The following is a 21,311-nucleotide window of genomic DNA, read 5'->3' as shown; positions in this document are numbered from 1 at the left end:
GCCTTTGCTGCAGTCGGTCGCGGAGTCGGTCCTCGGCGTGCGCCGGCAGGTCAGGGGCGTCCATCGAACCGTCCCTCCTCCGGCCGGTCGGCCGGACGCTGGGGCCGCGGGGACTGCGGCCGTGGTGGTTGGCCCGGGCCCGGCGGACCCGGTGCGTCCGCCGGTGCGATCGGTTCGAGCTCGTCGGGCCGGAAGTAGTGGAAACGGCCGTACCAGCCGTGCAGTTCGGCAGCGGGATCGTCGTCGACGGTCACCGCGAGGTGCACGCTGCCGTCCACGTCGTGGAAGACCGCCGCGACGTGCGCGGTCCGGCCGGCCAGGAACATGTCCTGGGCGTCCGCGCCCCGGCCGCGCGGCGTGAGCCGCACCCGGCTGCCGCCGCCGACGGGGACGCCGTCCACCAGCACCGTGTCGGACGTCGGGGACAGACCGTCGTCGGCGCCCTCCTGCCACCAGGAGGGCCGTCCGGCCGGCGCCCCGGTCGCGACGGGTGTGACAGGGGTCAGGGAGCGGATCGCCCCGTGCAGCCGGGTGAACACCTCCGGGGGCATGGTGTCGACCCGGTCGAGGATCCGCGCGGCACGCGGGTCCGTGGCCCGGGCCTCGGCCTTCTCCTCGTCGGTCAGGAGCATCGTGCGCAGCGTCAGGATCTCGTCGATCTCCGCCGCGTCGTGCAGATCACCCGGGCTCTCCGGCGCCACCTGCGGGCGGTCGGGGAGAATGATCGGGGAGGAGAGCACGACCGGTCCGGTCGAGCCCGTGTCCTGCGCCGCGCCGCCGAGCACGGGAAAGGTGAACTCGTTGCGGCAGCCGCGCACCTGGTCCTCCAGGCCGGTCGGCGGATCGATCAGTGAGACGAACTCCAGGCCCGTACCGCCGATGAGCGTGTGTGCCGCGAGCAAGGCGGACCGCAGCGCATCGCCACGGGCGGCCCCGGCATCGGGGGCGTGCTCGGTGTTCTCGGTGCGCACACGCAGCCGGTACACGTCCTCGGCGACCGCCTCGGCCACGACCGCCGTACGCGCCCGGACCTCCTCGCGCCGCCGCACCACCCGCCCCGCTCCCGTGGGCAGTTCCCGTGTCTCCTCGCCCGCGGGCGCCCCGACCTCGGCGGAGCACTCGCCGCGCAGCAGGTCCTCCAGCGGCCACCGCAGATCCACCTCGTACGGGACCGCCTCGTCGAAGGTGAGATGGGACGTCCCGTCCCCGGTCCGCAGCGATTCCACCGGGCGGTGGCGGCCGTCCGCACCGACCGCATGCACCTGCTTGTGCTGCATCTGGAGATAACGCACCCGTACCCGTACGACCGCCCCGGGCCGCCGCACACGCACCAGGCACTCGGTCCGCTGGTACCAGGAGTCCGCGGAGCCGGAGACACCCGGCGTCACGGGGCCGTCCGCCTCCACCCAGTCGCGGGGCAGCAGCACCCCGAACTGCCAGCGGACCCGGTTCTTGGCCGAGGAGCGGCGGTACGGATACAGGAGATAGCCCTCGTAGAGGACGGCGTCGGCGACACCGCTCACCTGCGCGAAGGGATCGCCCGACACGTCGTACGACGCGTCGTCCGTCTCCCCTTGCGCGGCGGCGCATGCCACGCCGCTCCCGCCGCCCGTCTCCGCCATCCCGCCTCCTTGTCGCAGGTGCACCGGCCGATCCCTTCCAACCAAGGTCACACCCCTCACGGGTGCTCGCCCCTCCGGCGGACCGGTATTGCTCCGGTCAGGGGAGAAGGGGGACGAAGACGACGAAGACACGGATCGCGCGGCGGCGCCGTCCGGCTGGGACAGGGGCGGAGCGTCCGTGGCCGTCGCCCGAGCGCGCGGACCCCGCACGGGTCACTCGGGTCGCGCGAGATCGAGGCAGCAGCGGACGAAATCCCGCACGACCGGATTGCGGTCGTCGGCGGCGGCCCAGGCCACGCCCACCCGCGTGGGGCTCACGCCGGTGACCGGCCGGTAGACCACCCCCGGGCGGGCGTAGAAGCGTGCGGCGGACCGGGGCGCGAGGGCGATGCCGTAGCCGTTGGCGATGGCGCTCAGCCAGTCGTCGGGCTGCTCGGTGACGGCGCCGATGCGGACGGGGTGGTCCTCGCGCTCGTCGGTGGCCAGCCAGTACTCGCGCCACGCGCCGGTCTGCGGCGGTGCGGCGACGAACGGCTCGTCCCACAGGTCCCGAAAGGCGATCGTGTCGCGGCCGGCCAGCGGGTGCCCGCCGGGCAGGGCGACCCAGCGCGGCTCGCTGAAGAGCGGCTCGACACGCAGGGCGTCCTGGCCCGGGAAGGGCAGCCGCAACAGCGCGACGTCCACGTCCCCGGTGGCGAGGCCCGCGCTCGGGTTCGTCCAGGCAGCCTGACGCAGCTCGGCACGCCATCCGGGCCGGCGCCGGGCGAACGCGGCCACGATCTCCTGCGTCGCCTCGTTGGCCGCGCTCGCGATGAACCCGACGCGCAGCACCCGCCCGGCCTCCCGGTCGGCGGCCCGGGTCGCGCGAAGGGCGTCGTTCCATGCTTCGAGCACCTTCGGGGCGAGGTGCGCGAGTTCCCGGCCGGGCCCGGTCAGCGCCATCCCGGCCCGCGAACGGTCGAAGAGTTGTACGCCGAGCAGGCTCTCCAACTGCCGGATCTGCTTCGTCAGGGCGGGCTGGGACACGAAGACGTGCTCGGCGGCGCGGGTGAGGCTGCCCTCCTCCGCGACGGCCAGGAAGGAGCGCAGGAGACGGGTGTCGATATCCATTCCAGAAGGTTATGGGTGCAGGTATTGGACGTCGCGCCGACTGTCCGACGAGGGTGGAGCCATGGAACTCGCAGACGTCGTCGTCACCTGCGCGGCCGTCCTCGCCAACGCCGGTATCGCGGCCGCCGACCTCAAGAAGGCACCGTTCGTGCTCGCCAACTCCGGCGCGGTCGGCGTGCCGCCGGCCTGGCTGACCCCCCTGGCCCTGCTGAAGGCCGCCGGGGCCGCGGGCCTGTTGCTCGGACTGCTGGGTCTGCGCCCCCTGGGCATCGCGGCCGGCATCGGCCTGGTGCTGTTCTACCTCGGCGCCGTGGCCTTCCATGTGCGGGCACGTGTGCTGCACACCATCGCGGCCCCGGGCCTGTTCCTGGCACTGGCGGCAGGAGCCCTGGCCCTGGCCGCGACACGGCAGGCACCAGGGGCGTGACGCCGCGCCGTGTGCGATCAGCCCCGGCCGGTCTCGCACGGCAGGCGTTCCAGTGCGACCAGGGCCGCGTCGTCGTCGAGGTCGCCGCCGACGTGGCGCAGCAGGGCGCGGCGCAGGGCGGCGACCATCGCGGGCAGCGGGCGGCCGGCGTGCACATGGGTGTGGGCGGTCAGGTCGTAGAACCGGCCCCGCCGGTCGCGGGCCTCGATGAACCCGTCCGTGTACAGGACGAGCCGGTCGCCCGGACCGAAGGCCACCGTCTGGGCCACCGGAGCCGCGCCCAGCAGATCACCGAGCCCGAGGGGAGCGCCGGGATGCTCTGGTACATGGGCGTGGACCCGGCCCGCACGGACGATCAGCGGCTCGGGATGGCCGCAGTGGACGATGCGGGCCACGGCCTCGCCGGGCGGAAACTCCACCAGCAGCGCGGTCGCGAACCGCTCGGTGAACAGTGCCCCTGTTCCCTTGCCCTCCGGTTCACCGTCCTCCGGCCTGCCGTCCAGCGCCGCTATGTGGCGCTGGGCGCGCTCGTCCAGCTGCCGCGCCACGGTGGTCAGGGATGCCTCACGGTCGGCCAGCTCCCGGAACGCGCCGAGCAGGGTCGCCGAGGCCCCGACGGCGGGCAGCCCCTTGCTGCGCACGTCACCGATGAGGATCCGGGTGCCGTACGGGGTGTGGACCGCCTCGTAGAAGTCGCCGCCGATCCGCGCCTCCGACTCGGCCGGCAGATACACGCCGGACAGGGCCAGGGAGCGCATGCGGCGGGGGAGCGGGTGCATCAGCGCTCGTTGCGCGGTCTCCGCGACGGAGCGGGCCTGGCGCAGCTGCCGTTCCCGGCGCCGGCGCAGCGCACAGGTGACGAGCGAGGCGAGCCCGACCACGATCAGGGCGCACAGGACGACGTTCGAGTCGGGGGAGCCTCGTTGTCCCGCGTTCGTCTGCAGCAGCAGGGTCAGGACGAGCGCCGCGCCGCCCAGCGCCGCCGTCGCGGGGACGGGGAGCACGGCCGCAGCCAGGACCGGTACGGCGGCCATGACCGGCGCGACGTGCAGCCAGCGCGGCGTGAGCAGGTCGGTGAGCGTGACGGCCACCATGAGCAGGACGGGAGCGAGCGCGAGGAGCCCACGGCGCTCCGCGAGCGGGCCGCGGCCCTCGCGGTCGGGGACCACGTGGTCCTCGGCCGGTACGCCGGTGGTGTGCTGCGGATCTGCGGGGTGAGAGATCATCGTCGCTCTGTGGGCCGGAGGGTGCTGAGTGCGTGGTGGCGCCGGGTGGGCGGCCGGGACGGGGTGGGCACGGACGCCGTCAGACAGGTGAGGGCCGCGTCCAGGTGGTGGAGCAGGTTCCGGTCCTCGGCGCGGGCGGCGGAGGGATCGCAGCCGGGCCTGCCGAGCCGGGCGACCGCGTGGCGCGCGGCGGGCAGGGCCGGGTGGGGGCGGCCGCCCCGGCAGTCGTAGACGCACAGGGCCGTGGTGCGCAACAGGCGCGCGTACGGCTGCGTGAAACCCTCGGTGCGAGGGACGACGTCGATGGCGTCGGCCGGCGTTTCGGCACGGCTCACCAGGGGCTTCTCGTCCAGGAGCCGTCCGGTGGCGCACACCTGCTCCTCCACGTCGGCCAGTGCCCGCAGCACGCGCCGGTCAAGGTGCCAGCGGCGGCGACGTGCGGTCGGTCTGACGTTCCACCGCACGCTCTCGTGCGCCTCGTCCACGGCGGTACGTGCCTCCGCCACCGCGGTGTCGAGTTCATGGCGCCAGGCGGGGCCGAGCACCTCGCGCGGCCGACCGCGCCCGGTGACGGCGTCGGCCAGACCGTCGAGGTGGTGGGCGAGCAGGGAGCGCAGTCTCTCCAGCGCCCGCTCCGCGGACCGTACGCGCACGGCGGGGAACAGCAGCGCGCTGCACGCCAGGCCGAAGGCGAGGCCCAGCATGACCTCGGCGAGGTGGTCGACCAGTTCGGCCGGATGGCGGCCACGGACCAGGGCGAACGTGATGAGCGCGGTCGTCGGCAGATGCAGTCCGTGGTGGCCGAGGAACTCATGCCGGGCGAGCAGGACGGAGGCGAAGACCACGAGGGCCAGACCGGCCATGCCCGGCTCGACGTAGAGGGCCGCGGGCACGGCGACCGCCACGCCGAGCAGGCATCCGGCGGCGTACCGGGTCGCTGCGGTGACCGTGCGCACCACCGTCGCCTCGACGATGAGCAGCGCCGCGACGGCACCCACGTAGGGGTGCGGCGCATGCAGCAGGGTGACGCACGCCTGCCAGGTCAGCCCTGCCGCCACGGTGGGCGCGCGGCATCCGCGCACTGTGCTCGGCCGAACGGGATCGGTGGGGCCGTCATCCGTGCGCTGCGCATGCCTTCCCCCGTTTCCTTCCGTGTGCCCGGCTCCCCGGGGCCGCCCCAGCCGGTCCGGAGCAACAGCCGTCCAGGGTAATCGGACAAATGGGGCATCTGGCAAATAAGGAACGGGTTAAATCCGCGCCTGCGCCGACCGGGACTACCGCCGCCGACGCCGCTCCCTGCGGGCCTCCGTGAGCAGGGGCAGCAGGGAGAGCACGACGATGACGGCGACCAGCGGCAGCAGGTAGGTGTCGACGTGGGTGACCGACGAACCCAGGAGATATCCGGCCAGGACGAGGCTCTGGGACCACAGCAGGCCGCCGACGCACTGCCAGACGGTGAACTTCCGCAGGGGCACGCCGAGCGCGCCGGCCGCCGGATGCAGGACCGTCCGAAGCATCGGGACGAAGCGGCCGATCACCAGCGCCTTGCCGTGGCCGTAACGGGCCAGGAGCCGCTCCGCCCGTGCCGCCGACTCCCGTACCCGCCGGTTCGAGGTGCGGGCCAGCAGGGGACGCCCGCCGTGCCGCCCGAGCAGATAGCCCACCTGTGCCCCGGCGACGGCGCCGACGGCCGCGCACACCAGCACCTGCCACAGCACCAGCCGGGGCGCGTGATGAGCGCTCGCCGCGCACAGCACACCGGCCGGGAACAGCAGCGTGTCACCCGGCAGGAAGAACCCGACGACCAGCAGGCCCGACTCGGCGAAGATCACCACGAGGACGCCGAGCGCCCCGAAGGCAGCGAGCAGCGAGGCGCTGTCCGTCGGGTTGACGGCGATCACCGCCCTCGCCTCCCGGCTGTGCTCGTGGGTCGCTTCCCTCAAGTGTCCCGTGCGGACATCCCGTGAGTGATGCTGAGTTCTGCTCAGTCCCTGCCCCCGTGGCCTTGGCGTTCGTCCTCCCCCGGGCGCTCTTCAGCCTTGTGAGGTAACCGCGCCATACCTGCGGCCTTCTCGCCTCGCCCGGCCCGCCCCGCGGCAGGCCCACCCCCTGTCGGGTGCGCGGATGCGGCCCTAAACTGCCGATCCGCAGTCATACGGGGGCAGTTGACGGGGGGAGCCCACCATGTCCGGAGTTCCGTACGGTCCGAACCAGGGATTCGCCGTACCGCCCATGCCTCCGTCGCCGCCACCCGCGCCGCCGGACGGCTGGAGAGCGGCCGCGGTCGCGGTGCTCAACCTGAGCGGTCTCGGTCTCGGCTACGCACTCGTCCGCAGATGGATACCGATGGCCGCCTGCTGGACGGTCACCGTCGTCCTGCTGCTCGTCGCCCTGCCCGCGGACGCCGACGGCGTCCCCGGTGCCGCGCTCGCCGTCTACACCGTCCTGCTCCTCCTGGCGGCCGCGCACGGCGCGATCGTCGGACGGCGCACCCGGCTGACCTGGCCCGGCCGGGCACCCCTCGCCCTCCTGCTCGGCGTACTGCTGCTCGCCGTGCCGGCGGGCGGCGCCGCCTGGTACGACGACGCGCACGACGAAGCAGTACAGCAGGCGCTCCTCGACCGCCTCGACCGCGCCGACCACCTGGTGACGGCTGCGGGGCGGCGGAATTTCGGCACGGCGCGGTCCGACTACACGGCGGCCCTGGACGTCTACCGCGACCTCGCGGTCAAGCACTCCGTCTCCCGCGCGGCCGGCCAGGTCCCCGACCGTATGCGGACCTACTACACGACGGTCGGCGCGGCATACGGTCACCAGCGGTACTGCGAGGCGATCGAGCCGCTGAAATACCTGCGCACGGTGCCCCGCACCATGCCGGAGAACGAACTCGGATCGCTCGTCCAGTGGCCCGACGACCGGCTGGCCACCTCGTTGTACGAGTGCGGACGGACGGGTCTGACGGCGGGGCGGGACGACTGGGTCCCGCACTTCGGCGACCTGCTGAACACCTTCCCGCGGTCCGCGCCCGCGGCCGAGGTCGCCCCGGCCGTCGACGCGGCGGTGAAGCAGGCGGAGAAGGACGTGAACGGCGGTCAACCCTGCACTGCCGTCGAGCGGTTGAGGACTCTGAACACTCGGATCGGCAACCTCGCGGCCGCCGCGGACCACGCGCCCGAGGGCCTCGCGAAGTCCGCCGACCGGGCCGGCGGCAGCGGCGACGCCGGGGAATACGCCTGCGGCGTCGACCAGTACAAGGACGGCGACTTCGACGCGGCCCAGAAGACCATGGAGCAGTACGTCTCCGACAACAAGCACGGCGGCAACCGGGACCGCGCCAAGAAGATCGCCATCGGCGCCGAGGTGGCCCAGACCCTGCCGGCCGCCGGGAAGAAGCTGCCCACCACCGCCTCCGGCGGCAGCATCTCCGTCACGGTCAAGAACGACAGCCCCGATGACGTGACCGTCCTCTACACCGGCCCGGTCACCGGCAGCTTCACGCTGGAGGGATGCGGCAGCTGCACGTCGTACTCCCTCGCCGGCACGCTGATGACCGGCTTCAAGCCCTGCAGTGACAGCGGCAGGCACTACCCGCAGCGCACGCTCAGCCTGCCGGTCGGCACCACGTACTTCGTGCACAAGCCGCACGGCGGCAGCACCGCGACGCCCGCCTCGGACACGGCCAGGCTCCGGTCCGGGTACATCTACACGGAGTGCGCGTACACGACGCGGACGCTGGGGTCCGGCACCTGACGGTGCGACGGGAACGGCGGGGACGGGCCGGGGCCCGCCCCCGCCGGTGACCGTTGCCGTCACCGCCGCCGCCGGCCGTCGCGCCGTCGCACCACCACGACCGCGCCCGCGCCGAGGACCACGGCACCGGCCGCGGCGGCAGCGAGGGGCGCGGCCTTTCAGCCGGGCGCCGGTCACCGGGAAGCAGGCCGTGTTCTTCACGGTCGCCGCGTCCCACTCCTCCTGCTGGGCGCAGCCGGGTCCGGATCAGGCGTTCGACCGTGCCTTCGCGGGGCGCAGGAAGGCGGACCAGCCACCCTTCGGCTGCTCGCCCACCTCCAGGCTGCGCAGCTTCCTGAGGATCTCGGGGTCCTGGGCGTCGAGCCAGTCGACGAGCTGCCGGAAGGAGACGAGGCGCACGTCCTTCCAGTAGGAGATCCGCCTGAGGGTGTCCTCCGCCGCGTCCATGTAGATGCCGCCGTTCCATTCCTCGAAGTGGTTGCCGATGAAGAACGGGGCCCGGTTCGTCTCGTAGGCCCGCCGGAACCCGGCCAGGTACGACTCCGTCGCCTGCAGGCGCCAGTCCGCGTGGTGGTACGAGGGGGCCCGCGTCGAGTTCCCCGACTGGTTGGCCAGCATGTTGTAGTCCATGGACAGCACCTCGAACCGGTGCCCCGGGAAGGGGATGCTCTGCAGCGGCAGGTCCCAGACGCCACCCCTTCTGCGCGGCCAGCGCTGCACTCCGCCCGGTGACGAGGCGTCGTAGCGCCAGCCCAGTTCGTGGGCGACCGGCAGCAGGTTCCGCTGCCCGAGCAGGCACGGGGTCCTGCCGCCCACCAGTTCCCGGTCGTAGTCGAAGGGGAGGGACGGGTCGTCGTGCCAACCGGTGTGGGTGCGCCAGGACTTGACGAACGAGCGGGCCTGGTCGATCTCCGAACGCCACTGCCCCGCGGTCCAGTGGGCCACGGAACCCGGGCCCGCGCAGAAGTGCCCGTTGAAGTGGGTGCCGATCTCGTGTCCGTCGAGCCACGCCTGGCGGACGTACGTCAGGGTCGCCCGGATGTGGGCGTCGGTGAGGTAGTCGATGTCGGAGGCGCCGACCGGGTTGGCCGGAGGCCGGTACAGATGCTTCTTGTCCTCGGGCAGCAGGTAGAGACCGGAGAGGAAGAACGTCATGCGCGCGTCGTACGCGCGTGCGACCTCCAGGAACCGCGGGAAGAGGCCCTTGCCCACCTCGCCCGCGCCGTCCCAGGAGAAGACCACGAACTGCGGCGGCTCCTCCCCCGGGTCGAGGGGCGCGGGGGAGGGCGGCTGATGCGGCTGCGCGCCGGTGTACGCGGTCGAACCGTCCCCGATGATCCGCGGCAGGTCTCCTTCCCCCGGAGGTCCGGCCAGTCCGGCAAGGGCTCCGCACCCGGTCAGCGAGGCCGCCGCGACGCCGAGGGAGGCGCCGAGGCCGAGGCGTGCCGCGTCCCTGCGGGTGATTCCACTCATCGGCATCCCAACCCGCTCCGTCGCCGGACGCGTTGTGCGCCCCCTGTGGTGTTCACGACACCAGGCACGATAGAGCCGATAAGCATATGAATGGGTTATTTGGTGCGGCGTGGCGTGCAGAAGAGTCGCTCCGCCACCCGGGTGGACCGCTCCGCCGCCCGGGTGGGCCGCTCCCTCAGGCGCGCACCACACGAAGCGCCGGTGCCGGTCGCCCGGCCGCCGTGCGCTCCAGCCACTCCTGGTAGGCCGGCGCCTGACGGGCCACCTCCCAGTAGGCCTCCTCCAACTCGGCGGCACCGTTGTCGAGTTCGGCCGGTGTACGGGCCGCGAGCAGCAGTCGCACCCCTATCGGATCGCCCTGCAGGGGCCGGATGGCGAGGTCGGGACGCGGGCGCGCGGTCGGCTGGCTGACCGTGACCACCTCGCCGATGGCTGCCAGGGAGTAGGCGGTGAGATAGTCGCCGTGCAGCAGGTCGGGTTCGATGCCGGACTCGCGCAGCACGCGGCACAGCGCGTCCCATTCGCCGTCGACCGTGGAGTCGATCATCCAGCGGTCGTGGGCGAGGTCGGCCAGGCGCACCTCGTGCCGCTTGGCCGCAGGGTGATCGGCGGCCAGGGTGACGAACTGCGGTTCGCGTTCCACCAGGATCCGTAGGCACAGCCCGGCCGGGATGCGCAGCGGGCTGCCCTCGACCTCGTGCACGAAGGCCAGGTCGAGCCGGCCCTCGGCGACCATGCGGAGCAGCGAGTTCGCGGAGGCGTCCATCTGAAGGGTGGGTTCGGCGGGCGGGACCCGGGTGCGCAGTCGGCGCAGCCAGCCCGGCAGCGCCCGGCTGGCCGTGGCGCCGATGCGCAGTCGCGGGCCGCCCGCGGCCCGGGCGGCGGCCGCCCTCGCCTCGGCGACGATCGCGGCGAGTTCCGCGACGAGCGGCCGCGCCCGGCTCACCACGATGTGGCCCAGCGGGGTGGGGCGGCTGCCGGTACGGCCGCGGGTGAAGAGCGGACCGCCGAGCGTCTGCTCGATCCGGCGCAGCTGGGTGCTCAACGAGGGCTGGGCCATGCCGAGTTCGCGCGCGGCCTTGTGCAGACTGCCGGCGTCGGCGATGGCGCAGAGAACGCGCAAGTGCCTCACCTCGAGCTCCATGCGGGGAGCGTAAGGGCGGTGTCGGATGAGACGCCAGATGTTCAAACGCCAACAGATTCAGGAGAGTTGCCGGTGATAGCCGTGTGCTATCCCCGATTGGCATCATCCGTCCGGCCGGTGCGCTGACCGAGACTCATGGGCAACTCATCGTTCACCACCCCACACGAACGAGTAGGAGCCCCCCACATGACGTCGACCCGTACGTCCTCCCTGTCCGCGAAGGCCTCCAGGAGACTGCCGGTGCTCGGCCTGGGCCTGGCCCTCGCGGCGCTGGGCACCGCGGTCCCGGCGAGCGCCCAGCCCGCCACTCCCGCCGCCGCGCCGCACGCCCGCTACGCGGGCTCGGCCGAGGAGACGGCGAACAACAAGGCCTTCTTCGAGGCCGTGCTCACCTCGGTCGCCAAGAAGCAGGCGGCACACCCGGGCCTGAGGTCGGTGACCGTCTCCTACGACGCCTCCCAGGCGCCGAGCTTCCGCTCGCAGATAGCGAGCGCCGCGTCGATATGGAACAGCTCCGTGTCGAACGTCAAGCTGCGGGCGGCCTCGGGCGGCGCCGACTTCTCCTACTACGAGGGCAGCGACCCCGAGGGGTCCTACGCCTCCACGGACGGTCACGGCAAGGGCTACATCTTCCTCGACTACGCGCAGAACCAGGAGTACGACTCGATCCGCGTCGCCGCGCACGAGACCGGGCATGTGCTGGGGCTGCCGGACCACTACAGCGGTCCGTGCAGCGAGCTGATGTCGGGCGGCGGCCCCGGCCCGTCCTGCACCAACCGCTACCCGAACGCGGCCGAACGCGCCCGCGTCGACCAGCTGTGGGCCAACGGCCTCGCCAAGGCCCTGCACAAGCTGACCAAGGTGCACTGACCGAAGGGATGCCGGCCCTCTGAGATCCACCCGTCTTCGGCAGGGGCGGGCCGTGCCCACCGGCGCACGGCCCGCCCTTGCATGTTCTATGCCATACAGCATAGATTACTCACCGGTAGTCACCGGTATGCCACCTTCCCGGCTCGGGCGGGCGGCGTACGAGCCATACGGGAAGGTGCCGGGTGGTGACGGGATGAGCCCGCGCAGGAGCGACAGCCGGGAGCGGATGATCAGCAGTGCCGCGGTGCTGCTGGGGGAGCAGGGAGCCGGTGCGACGAGCATCGACCGGGTGCTCGCCCACAGTGGTGCGCCGCGCGGCTCGGTGTACCACCACTTCCCCGACGGGCGCGCCCAGTTGATCGACGAGGCCGTGGTCTTCGCCGGGGACGTCATGGCGGCCCGGATCGCGGCCGCGGCGAGCGCCGGCGATCCGGTGGCGGCGATCGACTCCTTCTTCGCCCTGTGGCGGGACCGGCTGGCCGGCAGCGATTTCAGGGCGGGGTGCCCGATCGTGGCCGCGGCGGTGGCGGCGGACGACGAGGGGCCCCGGTGGGCGGACTCCGCCGCCGTGGTTTTCGCCCGCTGGCAGGAGACCCTCGCCGCCCTGTTCGTGGCGGGCGGCCTGCCTCGGACGCGGGGCCGACGGCTCGCGACGTTCGTCATCGGCGCCGTCGAGGGCGCGGTGGTGATGTGCAGGGCCGAACGAAGCCTCGCGCCCCTGGATGCGGCCGCGGCCGAGATCCGTGACCTGCTGCTCCACGCCCTGCCCGACCGCTCCGAGCCGCCGGCCGAGCCCGGGAAGGGCTCCCGGTCATGAGGCGCCGCCCTTCGCGTCGGAGCCGGCCGGCTCCGCGGGCCGCCCGCGAGGCCATGACCACCGCCGGTCGTGACGGCGGCCCTCACGCTTTCGCCGTCGCCGTCGCGGAACGCACCGTCGACGAGGACTCCGTACGGGGCGCGGCCGTGGGACTCGCCGTCGCCCGGGCAGCCCCGGCAGACGTGACCCCGGGCACCGTCAAAGCCCGGACCGAGGCCCGCGTCCCGGCCCTGCGGGGCACGGCCGACCCTCTCGGCTGACCCGACCGCGCCCCGGCGACCGGCTCCGTCCGGTCCGCTCGCGCCGCAGCCCCCGAACGACCCTTCCGGCCCGTGCCCCACGGCCCGGGCTCTCCCACCGGCACGACAGCAAGGAACGCACATGGCCACCACCGACCTCGCCGCGCTCTCCGGACTGGAGCTCATGCGCTGGATCCAGCAGGAACGCCCCACGGACGTCCCCTCCATAGGCCGGCTGATCGGCATGCGCTTCGACGAGGTCGACCACGGCCGGATCGTCGTCTCCCTGGACACCCGCCCCGACTTCGCCAACCCCCTCGGCACCGTCCACGGCGGCATCGCCGCCACCCTGCTCGACTCCGCCATGGGCTGCGCGGTCCACAGCACCCTCCCCGCCGGAGTCGGCTACACCACGCTGGAACTCAAGGTCAACTACATCCGCGCGGCCCGTACCGACGGGCAGACGCTCACCGCCGAAGGCACCGTCATCCACGCCGGACGCCGTACCGCGACCGCCGAGGGCAAGGTGCTCGACGAGCAGGGCAAGCTCATCGCCCACGCCACCACGACGTGCCTCGTGCTCGGCCCGGGCGCCTGAGGACACGGACCGGCGGTGGCCCGAAGCCGCCGGTCCGCCCGTCAGGGCCGGTCCTGGTCCCGTCCGGCCGTCACTTGAGCTGCGCGGTCAGCAGATACGCGTCGAGCAGGGCGACGTCGGAGCTGCGGGCGGCCCGCGAGTAGCCCGCGAACATGCGCTTGGTGAGCGTGAGGGCTTCGGGCGAGCGCCGGACGAGTGGTCTGACCCATGCGTCGATCACGGCGTCCAGCTCGCCGAGGGGCGCGACCTTGTGCAGGATGCCGAGGCGGTGGGCGGTGGCCGCGTCGAAGGTCTCGCAGGTGAGCATGAGTTCACGGATCCTCGCGGCCCCGCCCTCGACGATCAGCCGGCCCATTCCGCCGCCCCACGCGGGAGGCAGACCGACCCCCACCTCGGGCATGCGGAACCGGCAGGAATCGGCCCCCGCGCGCAGGTCGCAGAACGAGGCGAGCGCGAGGCCCGCGCCGATGACCTTGCCGTGGAGCCTGGCGATGGTGACCGCGTGCGTGTTCTCCAGTGCGTCGCACACGCGGTAGGCCTTGTCCGCCATACGGCGCAGGGCGGCCCCGGTCGGATCCGCGGCCAGCGCCGCGCCGTACTCGCCCCGGTCCGCGCCGAGACAGAAGTCGTCACCTACGGCCGACAGGAGCAGGACCCGGATGTCGGGGCGCTCGTGCAGAGTGTGGAGCAGGTCGGCGAGGTCGTCGAGGGCGGCGGCGGTCAGCGTGCCGTCCTGCTCGGAGGGGTTGAACCGGACCCTGAGGACCGGTCCGTCCTGTTCGGCGGAGAGCGCCTTGAACCGGAGGCGGGGGGAAGTGTCGATCATGAGAGGGCGACATCCAGATTCAGCAGGCGTCGGAAGGCCACACGCGGTGCCCATGACGGCCGGCGTACGAGAGTGAGACGGGGGAAACGTCTCACCAGCTGATAGAGCAGGGTCTGGGCCTCCATGCGCGCCAGAGGTGCGCCGAGGCAGTAGTGGACGCCCCCGCTGAAGGCGAGATGCGCGGGCTTGCGGTGCAGGTTGAACAACTCGGGATCCTTGTGCCGGGCCGGATCGCGATGGGCCGCCCCCACCAGGAGGTGGACCATCTCGTCCTTGGCGATCCCGACCCCGCCCAGCACGCAGTCCTGGGCGGAGACACGGCTGATCACATGCGTGGGCGGGTCATAGCGCAACGTTTCTTCCACGGCGGCCGGCACGAGATCGGGGTGGACGGTGAGCCAGTCCCACTGCCGGGGGTGTTCCAGCAGCAGCAGGGTCATCGTCGACAGCAGCGTGGCCGTGGTCTCCAGCGCCGCGAGAAGCACGAACAACACCAGGAAATAGACGGCCTCGTCGGCCCTGTCGCGATCGCTTTCCATGCCGTCCCAGGCGGCGATCCACCGCGAGACGGGATCCTCGCCGGGACGGGCGCGCCGCTCGCGCACCAGGTCCATGAAATAGGTCCGCAGCTCCGCTGTCGCGGTGTCCGATCTCGCCAACTGGCTCGCCGACGGGAGGAGTTCCTGGGTGAACACCTGGTCGTGGGTCAGCTCCCGCAGCCGGGCGAAGTCGGCGGTCGGCAGCCCGAGCCAGTGCCCGATGACGGCAACCGGCAGCTCCTCGCCGACCAGGGCGTTGAAGTCCGCCTCGCCCTCGTGCAGTCGCTCGGCCAGGGAGTCGAGCAGCCTGCCGGTGATCCGGCCGACCGTCCCGCGCATCCCTTCCAGGGAGCCGCGGTCGAACGTGCCCGCCGACCGGCGCACTTGAGTGTGCTCCGGAGCGTTGAGCGCGGGCAGCGTCCTGCTCATCTCGCGCGAGGAAGGAGCCGTCCAGCGCGAGCCGCTCACCTGCTGCTCGCGCCAGCGTGCATCGGGCTCCAGCCAGTCGCGGCCGCGCAGGACCCGGTCACACAGCTCGAAGCTGGTGACCAGGTGCCCGCCCCACGGGGCTGCGGAGACTCCGCCTCTCGACCGCAGCTCCGCGTAGATCGGAAAGGGGTTGGCCTGGCCCTTCGCCGTCCGCAGACGGGAGAAGAGTGAAACGGTAACTCGCCGGTCGGAAGGCGGAGTTATCGCAATCTCCACGAATGACTCCTCGTGATCTGAGCATCAGCCGCCATGCATACCCCTGGGGCGGCTGATGCATACGACACGACTATTCGCGTGGAGAGTTGCCTACGTCACTCTCCTCGGGTCCATGCCAGGAACCGGCTGAAGAGGCCCGGTTTGGGCTTGGACGAGGCCGTCGCCGCCGGCTGCGGCGCGGGGCTCGGGACACGGTGCGGGGCGGCTGCGGCGGCCTGCGGCTGGGGTGCCGGAGCGGGCGTCGACGTCACGGTCCGCGACGTGAACCGCACCGGCAGGGCCACCAGGGAGCGGCTCCACGGAGCCGGCACCCAGGACAAGTCCTTGAACGGCACCCGGACTTCGATGTCCGGCAGCCGGTTCAGGAGGGTCTCGACAGCCGTGACGGCGATGATGAACGCCGGGTCCTTGGCGGGACAGGCGTGCGGCCCGGCCCCGAAGGCCAGATGGGCCTTGGCGCTGAGCTGCTCGCGGTGCTCGGCCAGCCGGGGGTCGGTGTTCGCGCCCGCGAAGGAGATGACCACCGGCTCGTTCGCCCGCAGTATCCGGCCGCCCAACTCCACGTCGTGGGTGGGGTAGTGGGCCGCGTAGTTGGCGATCGGCGCGTAGTTCCACAGCACCTGGGTGACCGCGTCCTCGACCGGCAGGCCGGCCTGCCAGTCGTCGCCGAGGATCAGCGCGCTGCCGGTGCCGATCGTCGCCGCCAGCGGCGCGGTGCCCCCGGACAGGAGCGTCACGAGCTGGTGCAGCGTCTCCTCGTCGGTCAGCCCCGCCGAGTGCTCCATCAGACGGGTCGTCAGGTCGCTTCCGGGTCGGCGCCGCTTGAGCGCGATCAGTTCGGCGAGCGCCTCGGCCAGCACCAGGTCGGCGCCGGCCGTCCCGTCGAAGATGCCGCTGATCCCGACGATGACACGGTCACCGATCTCGGGCGGGCAGCCGAACAGGTCGCTGAAGACCAACAGCGGCAGCGGCTGCGCGTACTCGGCCATCAGCTCGGCCTGGCCGAGACGGTCGGAACTGAACCGGCTGATCAGATAGTCGGCGGACTGCTGGGTCTGCCGCACCAGCTGAAGCTCGTTGACGGTGGCCAGACTGTCGGTCACGGCCTGGCGCAGCCGGGCGTGCGCCGCTCCGTCGCTGAACAGCGCGTTGGGCCGGTAGCCCATCATGGGCAGGGCCGGGCTGTCCTCGGGGATGCGTCCCTCGTTCAGCGCCTTCCAGCGCCGCGAGTCCCTGACGAACGAAGCGGGGTTCTGCAGGATGTGCAGGGCGGCGTCGTAGTTGGTGACCAGCTCGACCTCCACCCCGGGGGCGATGTCGACCGGCGCGCTCGGGCCGAGGCCGCGCAGGTGTTCGTAGTGGCCGTCGGGATCGGAGCCGAACTGGGGGCCGTAGAGGGGGAGGTTGCCGTGCGCAGGGCAGCCGGGCGGCGGTCCTTGTATGCCGGAACGCTGCTGCATGTGGGGGTGGCTCCTAGTCGAGAAGGGACAGTAGGTGGTGGACGAGGGTGATGAGAGCCTGCGCCGACGACTGCTGGTCCCGTACGTCGCAGGAGATGACGGGCGTGCGGTCGGACAGGTTGAGCGCCTCGCGGATCTCCGCGAGCGGGTAGTCGGTCGTGCCTTCGAAGTGGTTGACGCCGATGGCGTACGTCAGGCCGAACCGCTCGACCAGGTCCAGAATCGGGAAGGACTCGCTCAGCCGCTCGGGGTCGACGAGGACCAGCGCGCCCAGTGCCCCCCGGGACAGCTCCTCCCACATCTCCTTGAAGCGCTCCTGACCGGGCGTGCCGAAGAGGTAGAGCACCACCTCCTCGCTGATGGTCAGGCGGCCGAAGTCCATCGCGACCGTCGTGGTGGTCTTGTCCGGAGTCCCCGACAGGTCGTCAAATCCCACGCTGGCTTCGGTGATCTCCTCTTCGGTCCGCAGGGGCTCGATCTCGGAGATGCTGCCGATACACGTGGTCTTCCCGACCCCGAAGTGCCCCACCACGAGGATCTTCACCGCGGTCAGGACGCCTGAATCCAGGTACACGAATCACGCTCCGAATCGGGCTTTGAGGCCGTCGAGTACGGCGTTGAGCACTTCTCGATCAACACGTTCGGCGCGGGGAACGGGCTTCCTCGCGATGATGAGACCGCCTTCCTCCATCTGCGCCAGGAGAATCCGGACGATCCCCAGCGGCAGATGGGTGTGGGCGGAGACCTCGGCGACGGACAGAAAGCCCTCCGCGACCAGCTCCAGAACCTGACGCGCCTCCGGGGAAAGCGTGCGAGCCGAAGCAGAGGCACCCTCCAGCGCGGACACCAGGGTCGTGCGCTCGTAGGCATTGTCCGGGGGCAGCGAACGTCCGTTCGTGATCACGAAGAGCGGGACTAATGCGGAGGTCAGCTCCAGTTCCTGTTCCGGCTCGTGATTCACGTGCGGCTCGCCTCCCCGTGTGGTGCCGAATATGCGCCCAGCCGGGGCACCACCTGATGCAGTCGGGTGGTGAACTCCTCGATATCCGCGTCGTGTTCGGCGGCCGCGGCCAGGAAAGCGCCACGGCCCGCGGAGATCAGGAAGATCCAGCCGTGCTGGAACTCGATCACCGTCTGCCGCCACTGGGCGTCCTGGCCCACGCCGGCGAACTGTGAGGTGGCCCGGCTGTAGGCGTGAATGCCGGTCATGGCCGCCGAGATGGTGTCCGCCAGGTCCTGGCTCATGCCCGAGGTGGCGCCGCGCGGCAGACCGTCGGAGCCCAACAGGACGGCGTGCCGGGCGCCTTGGACCTGGCGGACCACCTCGTCGAGATCGGTGATCGGGATGCCCGTGCCGCCCGCCGTCCCGCCCTGCGCCCGGGACCGGTCCGACTGCCCGTCCCCGCCCTGTGTGTTCACCCTGGGCGGGGAGGTGAGGTTGTTGCCGAGCCGCGCGACGAGGCGGTGCATGCGGAAGGAGATCTGCTGCATGTCGACGTCGGGCGCCGCGGCCGCGGCCAGATACGCGCCCTGGCCGGCCCCGATGAGGAAGATCCAGCCGTGCGAGAACTCGATGATCGTCTGGTTCCACTGCCTGTCCTCACCCGGCCCGGCGAAGTGGGAGGTCGCCCGGCTGAGCGACTGCATGCCGGCCATGGCGGCGGAGATGGTCCGCACGTCCTGCTGCGCCATGCTGTCGGTCGCGCCGCGGGGAAGGCCGTCCGCGGAGAGAAGGACGGCATGGCGTGCCTTCGGCACGTTCTGCACGATGTCCTCGAGCATCCACGACAGGTCTGTGGTCATGCCTCATCGGACCCTTCGGACGGCGCCGAGGCGAGGTCGCGGCCCGAGAGCGTGCCGCGCTGGAAGGCTCCGAGGCTGCGGCCCGCGGCGCGGCCGGTCTCCTCCGACGCCGTGGCGGGCGACGGCGCGGTGTCCTGGTCGCGGACGCTGGCGATGGGCACCTGGCGCGCCCCGCGCCTCGGCAGGCCGTGCGCCGTACGAGCCACCGGCTCCGACCGGCCGACGGTGCCCCGGATGTCGCTGACCCGGGGGGCCTCGGCGGGCGCCGCCTCCTCCTCGGTCCACAGCTCCTCCGGCAGCAGGACGACCGCGCGTACGCCGCCGTAACGGGAAACGCCGGTCACGTCCACCCGGAATCCGTACTGTTGCGCGAGCAGGCCGATGACGGGGAAACCGAACTTGGGCTGGTTTCCGAGGTGGGAAAGCCGGGGGCGGTAGTCACCGGAGAGCAGGGCGGACGCCTTCTGCCGGTCCTCGTCGCTCATACCGACGCCGGCGTCGTCGATCACGATGCACAGGTTCTTCTGCACCCGCTGGAAAGTAATCTCGATGGGCGAACCCTGCTGAGAGAAACTCGCGGCATTGTCGAGAAGTTCCGCAACCGCCAGAGCGACCGGGGAAACAGCGGACGCCTTCAAAGCGAAACCGGTTTGCTGCATGATTTCGACACGCCGGAAGTTACGAATCTGACCCTGTGCGCTGCGCACCACGTCATAAACGCTCGCCGGCCTATTGCGGCGGCCCAGCGGTGCACCACACATAACGGCGATACCCTGTGCTTTGCGAGCCATCTGCGCATTGGCGTGACTTACTTCCAGCAAATCACCCAGAACGGCATGGCCGCCATACTTGCGCTGGATTTCTTCAAGCAGTGCCAACTGTTCCGCGGCGAGGCTCTGCAGAAAGCGTGCGGAACCCTTGAGAACGGCCTTGGTGCTTTCTTCCGCCGCCTCCTCGGCTTCTTGGATGGTCTTGGCGTGCTCGGTCTGGTGCAGGTGCAACTCGGCCCTTAATGCGGCCAGTTGGCCGTCGGTCTCGCTCACCCTGAGCGTGAGAGCGGCCTCGGCCTGCTGCTTCTTCGCCACTATGGCCTGGTTGCGGCGACGGAGCACCAGGGCCGAGGCAACGGCGATGGCCGTCGCCGCAACCAGGCACCAAACGAGTGCGTCTCGAGTCATGGAAACCTTTCCTATGTGTAGCCTGCAGTCGTCGACAGACGGACCTCGGGGGAAATCCGTGGCACAACCACTTGGAACGACTCGGCCGCCGTCGTGCTGAGAACCGCGCCTCTCAATGCGGCGGCTGAGCCGAGTGGACCAAGGTCGCAGACGCCGGGACTCTATCACTCACATAGGGGAACCATCACAACGCGGAGCGTTCATTGACAGGCTGGTAACCATCGCCTGTTCGCCGCGCAAGCCATTGAATGTGAGACGGTCCGGGGTCGTGCCGTCGAGCGGTGAGCGCGGGGGTATTTATTCGGCAACAAGCCGGACTGATTGCTCTTTGTCGGACTTACGTGTCGGTGATGTGCTGAACCGCCCGGCTCAGCACCAGCACACCCGTCACGATCAGCACGGCACCGCACGCCTCGGGTACCAGCCACCAGCCCGTGCGGACGTGCTCGTGGAACAGGGCGATGCCCAGGGCCAGACTGATCACCGCGTCGCCGATGGTCAGGGCGGGCTGCGCGGCCGCCAGCGGGCCGGCCTGCAGGGCGTTCTCCAGCAGCAGCACGGCGGCGACGCCGGTCAGCGCGAAGCCGTAGGTCTGCCAGGCCCGCAGGAACGCCACGAAGCCGTGGTCGGCGAAGGTCCCGGAGGCCGACTTCAGCAGTGCGGCGGTCAGGGCGTTGCCCGTCGCGGAGGCCACCGCCAGCAGCGCCGCTCGGCGCACCCCCGCCCGCCCCCGGCAGGCCGGCAGCACGGTCGCGGCCATCCCGCCGAGGCACAGCCCGAGCGCCGGGAGCCACCGGTCGAGCGGCGCCTGGTCGGTGGCTCCGTGCGGGGCGGCCGAGGCGAGCAGGACGGCCAGACCCGCCACGACGGCACCGACACCCCACGACGGCACCGACACCCCACCAGCCCGAGCGGGGCAGCCGACGGTGCATCAGCGGACCGGCGACGAGCAGGGCGAACGGAAGCTCCAGGATGAACAGCGGCTGGACCAGCGCGAGCGGCCCGTTGACCAGCGCCAGGCTCTGGAACACCGCGGCACCGATCACCCAGGCGGGCCGCCGCATCAGCTCCCCGAGGAGCCGTACCCCGGTCCGTCGGCTCGTGGACGCCGCCTTGCGCTGGAACGCGGTCCCCACGGCGTTGCTCGCCGCTCCCGCGACGGCGAACAACGCGGCCAGTCCGATCACGACCCTCTCCTGACTGCGGGCACACCTCTCGTACGGGCGTCGGGCACCCTCAGCCTACGAAAGCCCTGGCCGCGACGCCGGTGGACGGGCCGGGCCGACCGGCCGAGAAGACCGTCCGGGGCGGCGCGCACCGCGGTCGGCCCGGCGGCGCCCGGATGCGGCACGACAAGGCCGAGGCGATGAACCGCGGCATCCACCGTGAGGGTGGTCATCGGATCACAGGCCGTCAGCACAGGTGCCTGCGCGGCCACCTGACGCCCGGGTGCGGTGGCGACCGCGGCGCGGGCGAGACCGGGCCGTCGGTCCCGTCGGCATGGCACCGCGTCCCGGCGCACCG

General features: G+C 71.8%; 20 protein-coding genes and 1 pseudogene. 6 read left to right on the top strand and 15 right to left on the bottom strand.

Annotated features, from left to right (window positions below):
- Positions 1–50: 50 nt before the first annotated feature.
- Together AVL59_RS26440 and AVL59_RS26435 are read right to left on the bottom strand one after the other, a co-directional pair.
- On the bottom strand, positions 51–1,622 hold the full coding sequence (locus tag AVL59_RS26440; protein ID WP_237281678.1) for a hypothetical protein: 1,572 nt from the start codon (positions 1,620–1,622) through the stop codon (positions 51–53).
- Between the two features lie 213 nt (positions 1,623–1,835).
- Entirely contained in the window at positions 1,836–2,732 is an 897-nt protein-coding gene (locus tag AVL59_RS26435; RefSeq protein WP_067308989.1) for a LysR family transcriptional regulator, read from the bottom strand.
- Positions 2,733–2,793: 61 nt separating this feature from the next.
- Between AVL59_RS26435 and AVL59_RS26430 the strand changes: the two genes are divergently transcribed.
- Complete coding sequence (locus AVL59_RS26430) at positions 2,794–3,159, top strand: DoxX family protein (protein WP_067308986.1); 366 nt, start codon at positions 2,794–2,796, stop codon at positions 3,157–3,159.
- Positions 3,160–3,176: 17 nt separating this feature from the next.
- Here the strand turns inward: AVL59_RS26430 and AVL59_RS26425 are convergent, their stop codons facing one another.
- The 3 genes from AVL59_RS26425 to AVL59_RS26415 form a co-directional block, all read right to left on the bottom strand.
- Positions 3,177–4,385 carry a PP2C family protein-serine/threonine phosphatase gene (locus tag AVL59_RS26425; protein ID WP_079146996.1) on the bottom strand — a complete coding sequence of 403 codons (1,209 nt, stop codon included), beginning with the start codon at positions 4,383–4,385 and terminating at the stop codon, positions 3,177–3,179.
- Complete coding sequence (locus AVL59_RS26420) at positions 4,382–5,443, bottom strand: FUSC family protein (protein ID WP_067308984.1); 1,062 nt, start codon at positions 5,441–5,443, stop codon at positions 4,382–4,384. Before AVL59_RS26420 ends, AVL59_RS26425 begins: the two co-directional genes overlap by 4 nt.
- Before the next feature lie 216 nt (positions 5,444–5,659).
- Positions 5,660–6,286 carry a DedA family protein gene (locus tag AVL59_RS26415; protein ID WP_067308981.1) on the bottom strand — a complete coding sequence of 209 codons (627 nt, stop codon included), beginning with the start codon at positions 6,284–6,286 and terminating at the stop codon, positions 5,660–5,662.
- Positions 6,287–6,569: 283 nt separating this feature from the next.
- Between AVL59_RS26415 and AVL59_RS26410 the strand changes: the two genes are divergently transcribed.
- A complete protein-coding gene (locus AVL59_RS26410) occupies positions 6,570–8,135 on the top strand; it encodes a hypothetical protein (protein ID WP_067308978.1) in 1,566 nt (521 codons plus the stop codon).
- Between the two features lie 246 nt (positions 8,136–8,381).
- On the opposite strand, the gene AVL59_RS26405 is transcribed toward AVL59_RS26410, so the two are convergent.
- Both AVL59_RS26405 and AVL59_RS26400 read right to left on the bottom strand, forming a co-directional pair.
- Positions 8,382–9,608, bottom strand: coding sequence for a polysaccharide deacetylase family protein (locus tag AVL59_RS26405; RefSeq protein WP_067317791.1), 1,227 nt, complete (start codon positions 9,606–9,608; stop codon positions 8,382–8,384).
- A 175-nt stretch (positions 9,609–9,783) separates the two neighbouring features.
- Positions 9,784–10,752: a LysR family transcriptional regulator gene (locus tag AVL59_RS26400; RefSeq protein ID WP_067308975.1), complete on the bottom strand. Its 969-nt coding sequence runs from the start codon at positions 10,750–10,752 to the stop codon at positions 9,784–9,786.
- 186 nt (positions 10,753–10,938) lie between these two features.
- On the opposite strand from AVL59_RS26400, the gene snpA reads away from it, so the two are divergent.
- From snpA to AVL59_RS26380, 4 genes are all read left to right on the top strand, one after another.
- Positions 10,939–11,622 (top strand): snapalysin, encoded by a 684-nt coding sequence (gene snpA / locus AVL59_RS26395; RefSeq protein ID WP_067308973.1) that lies wholly within the window; start codon positions 10,939–10,941, stop codon positions 11,620–11,622.
- 193 nt (positions 11,623–11,815) lie between these two features.
- A complete protein-coding gene (locus AVL59_RS26390) occupies positions 11,816–12,439 on the top strand; it encodes a TetR/AcrR family transcriptional regulator (RefSeq protein ID WP_237281677.1) in 624 nt (207 codons plus the stop codon).
- Positions 12,440–12,492: 53 nt separating this feature from the next.
- Positions 12,493–12,699, top strand: a complete 207-nt coding sequence (locus AVL59_RS26385) for a hypothetical protein (RefSeq protein ID WP_067308967.1) — start codon at positions 12,493–12,495, stop codon at positions 12,697–12,699.
- Between the two features lie 121 nt (positions 12,700–12,820).
- A complete protein-coding gene (locus AVL59_RS26380; RefSeq protein ID WP_067308965.1) occupies positions 12,821–13,276 on the top strand; it encodes a PaaI family thioesterase in 456 nt (151 codons plus the stop codon).
- Between the two features lie 70 nt (positions 13,277–13,346).
- Here the strand turns inward: AVL59_RS26380 and AVL59_RS26375 are convergent, their stop codons facing one another.
- From AVL59_RS26375 to AVL59_RS26340, 8 genes and pseudogenes are all read right to left on the bottom strand, one after another.
- On the bottom strand, positions 13,347–14,102 hold the full coding sequence (locus AVL59_RS26375; RefSeq protein ID WP_067308962.1) for an enoyl-CoA hydratase/isomerase family protein: 756 nt from the start codon (positions 14,100–14,102) through the stop codon (positions 13,347–13,349).
- Positions 14,099–15,346 (bottom strand): cytochrome P450, encoded by a 1,248-nt coding sequence (locus tag AVL59_RS26370; protein ID WP_067308960.1) that lies wholly within the window; start codon positions 15,344–15,346, stop codon positions 14,099–14,101. The genes AVL59_RS26375 and AVL59_RS26370 overlap by 4 nt, the downstream gene beginning before the upstream one ends.
- A 95-nt stretch (positions 15,347–15,441) precedes the next feature.
- Complete coding sequence (locus AVL59_RS26365) at positions 15,442–16,806, bottom strand: cytochrome P450 family protein (protein WP_067308958.1); 1,365 nt, start codon at positions 16,804–16,806, stop codon at positions 15,442–15,444.
- Positions 16,807–16,819: 13 nt separating this feature from the next.
- Positions 16,820–17,380, bottom strand: coding sequence for a GTP-binding protein (locus AVL59_RS26360; RefSeq protein WP_067308955.1), 561 nt, complete (start codon positions 17,378–17,380; stop codon positions 16,820–16,822).
- A gap of 3 nt (positions 17,381–17,383) precedes the next feature.
- Complete coding sequence (locus AVL59_RS26355; protein WP_067308952.1) at positions 17,384–17,767, bottom strand: DUF742 domain-containing protein; 384 nt, start codon at positions 17,765–17,767, stop codon at positions 17,384–17,386.
- Complete coding sequence (locus AVL59_RS26350; RefSeq protein WP_237281676.1) at positions 17,764–18,609, bottom strand: roadblock/LC7 domain-containing protein; 846 nt, start codon at positions 18,607–18,609, stop codon at positions 17,764–17,766. The genes AVL59_RS26355 and AVL59_RS26350 overlap by 4 nt, the downstream gene beginning before the upstream one ends.
- Entirely contained in the window at positions 18,606–19,787 is a 1,182-nt protein-coding gene (locus tag AVL59_RS26345; RefSeq protein ID WP_067308950.1) for an ATP-binding protein, read from the bottom strand. The genes AVL59_RS26350 and AVL59_RS26345 overlap by 4 nt, the downstream gene beginning before the upstream one ends.
- A 337-nt stretch (positions 19,788–20,124) precedes the next feature.
- Positions 20,125–20,974 (bottom strand): annotated as a pseudogene (locus AVL59_RS26340) (DMT family transporter).
- Positions 20,975–21,311 lie beyond the last annotated feature (337 nt).

Origin of the sequence: Streptomyces griseochromogenes (assembly GCF_001542625.1) — a bacterium.
Taxonomy (GTDB): Bacteria; Actinomycetota; Actinomycetes; order Streptomycetales; family Streptomycetaceae; genus Streptomyces; species Streptomyces griseochromogenes.
Note: the sequence above shows the minus strand (reverse complement) of the source record. Positions and strands in the feature narration are given on the sequence as shown.

Bases quoted from the DNA above. Each gene is read 5' to 3' on its own strand.
- AVL59_RS26440 (WP_237281678.1), bottom strand. From the start codon at position 1,622: ATGGCGGAGACGGGCGGCGGGAGCGGCGTGGCATGCGCCGCCGCGCAA.
- AVL59_RS26435 (WP_067308989.1), bottom strand. From the start codon at position 2,732: ATGGATATCGACACCCGTCTCCTGCGCTCCTTCCTGGCCGTCGCGGAG.
- AVL59_RS26430 (WP_067308986.1), top strand. From the start codon at position 2,794: ATGGAACTCGCAGACGTCGTCGTCACCTGCGCGGCCGTCCTCGCCAAC.
- AVL59_RS26425 (WP_079146996.1), bottom strand. From the start codon at position 4,385: ATGATCTCTCACCCCGCAGATCCGCAGCACACCACCGGCGTACCGGCC.
- AVL59_RS26410 (WP_067308978.1), top strand. From the start codon at position 6,570: ATGTCCGGAGTTCCGTACGGTCCGAACCAGGGATTCGCCGTACCGCCC.
- AVL59_RS26405 (WP_067317791.1), bottom strand. From the start codon at position 9,608: ATGAGTGGAATCACCCGCAGGGACGCGGCACGCCTCGGCCTCGGCGCC.
- AVL59_RS26400 (WP_067308975.1), bottom strand. From the start codon at position 10,752: ATGGAGCTCGAGGTGAGGCACTTGCGCGTTCTCTGCGCCATCGCCGAC.
- snpA (WP_067308973.1), top strand. From the start codon at position 10,939: ATGACGTCGACCCGTACGTCCTCCCTGTCCGCGAAGGCCTCCAGGAGA.
- AVL59_RS26390 (WP_237281677.1), top strand. From the start codon at position 11,816: ATGAGCCCGCGCAGGAGCGACAGCCGGGAGCGGATGATCAGCAGTGCC.
- AVL59_RS26385 (WP_067308967.1), top strand. From the start codon at position 12,493: ATGACCACCGCCGGTCGTGACGGCGGCCCTCACGCTTTCGCCGTCGCC.
- AVL59_RS26380 (WP_067308965.1), top strand. From the start codon at position 12,821: ATGGCCACCACCGACCTCGCCGCGCTCTCCGGACTGGAGCTCATGCGC.
- AVL59_RS26375 (WP_067308962.1), bottom strand. From the start codon at position 14,102: ATGATCGACACTTCCCCCCGCCTCCGGTTCAAGGCGCTCTCCGCCGAA.
- AVL59_RS26365 (WP_067308958.1), bottom strand. From the start codon at position 16,806: ATGCAGCAGCGTTCCGGCATACAAGGACCGCCGCCCGGCTGCCCTGCG.
- AVL59_RS26350 (WP_237281676.1), bottom strand. From the start codon at position 18,609: ATGACCACAGACCTGTCGTGGATGCTCGAGGACATCGTGCAGAACGTG.
- AVL59_RS26345 (WP_067308950.1), bottom strand. From the start codon at position 19,787: ATGACTCGAGACGCACTCGTTTGGTGCCTGGTTGCGGCGACGGCCATC.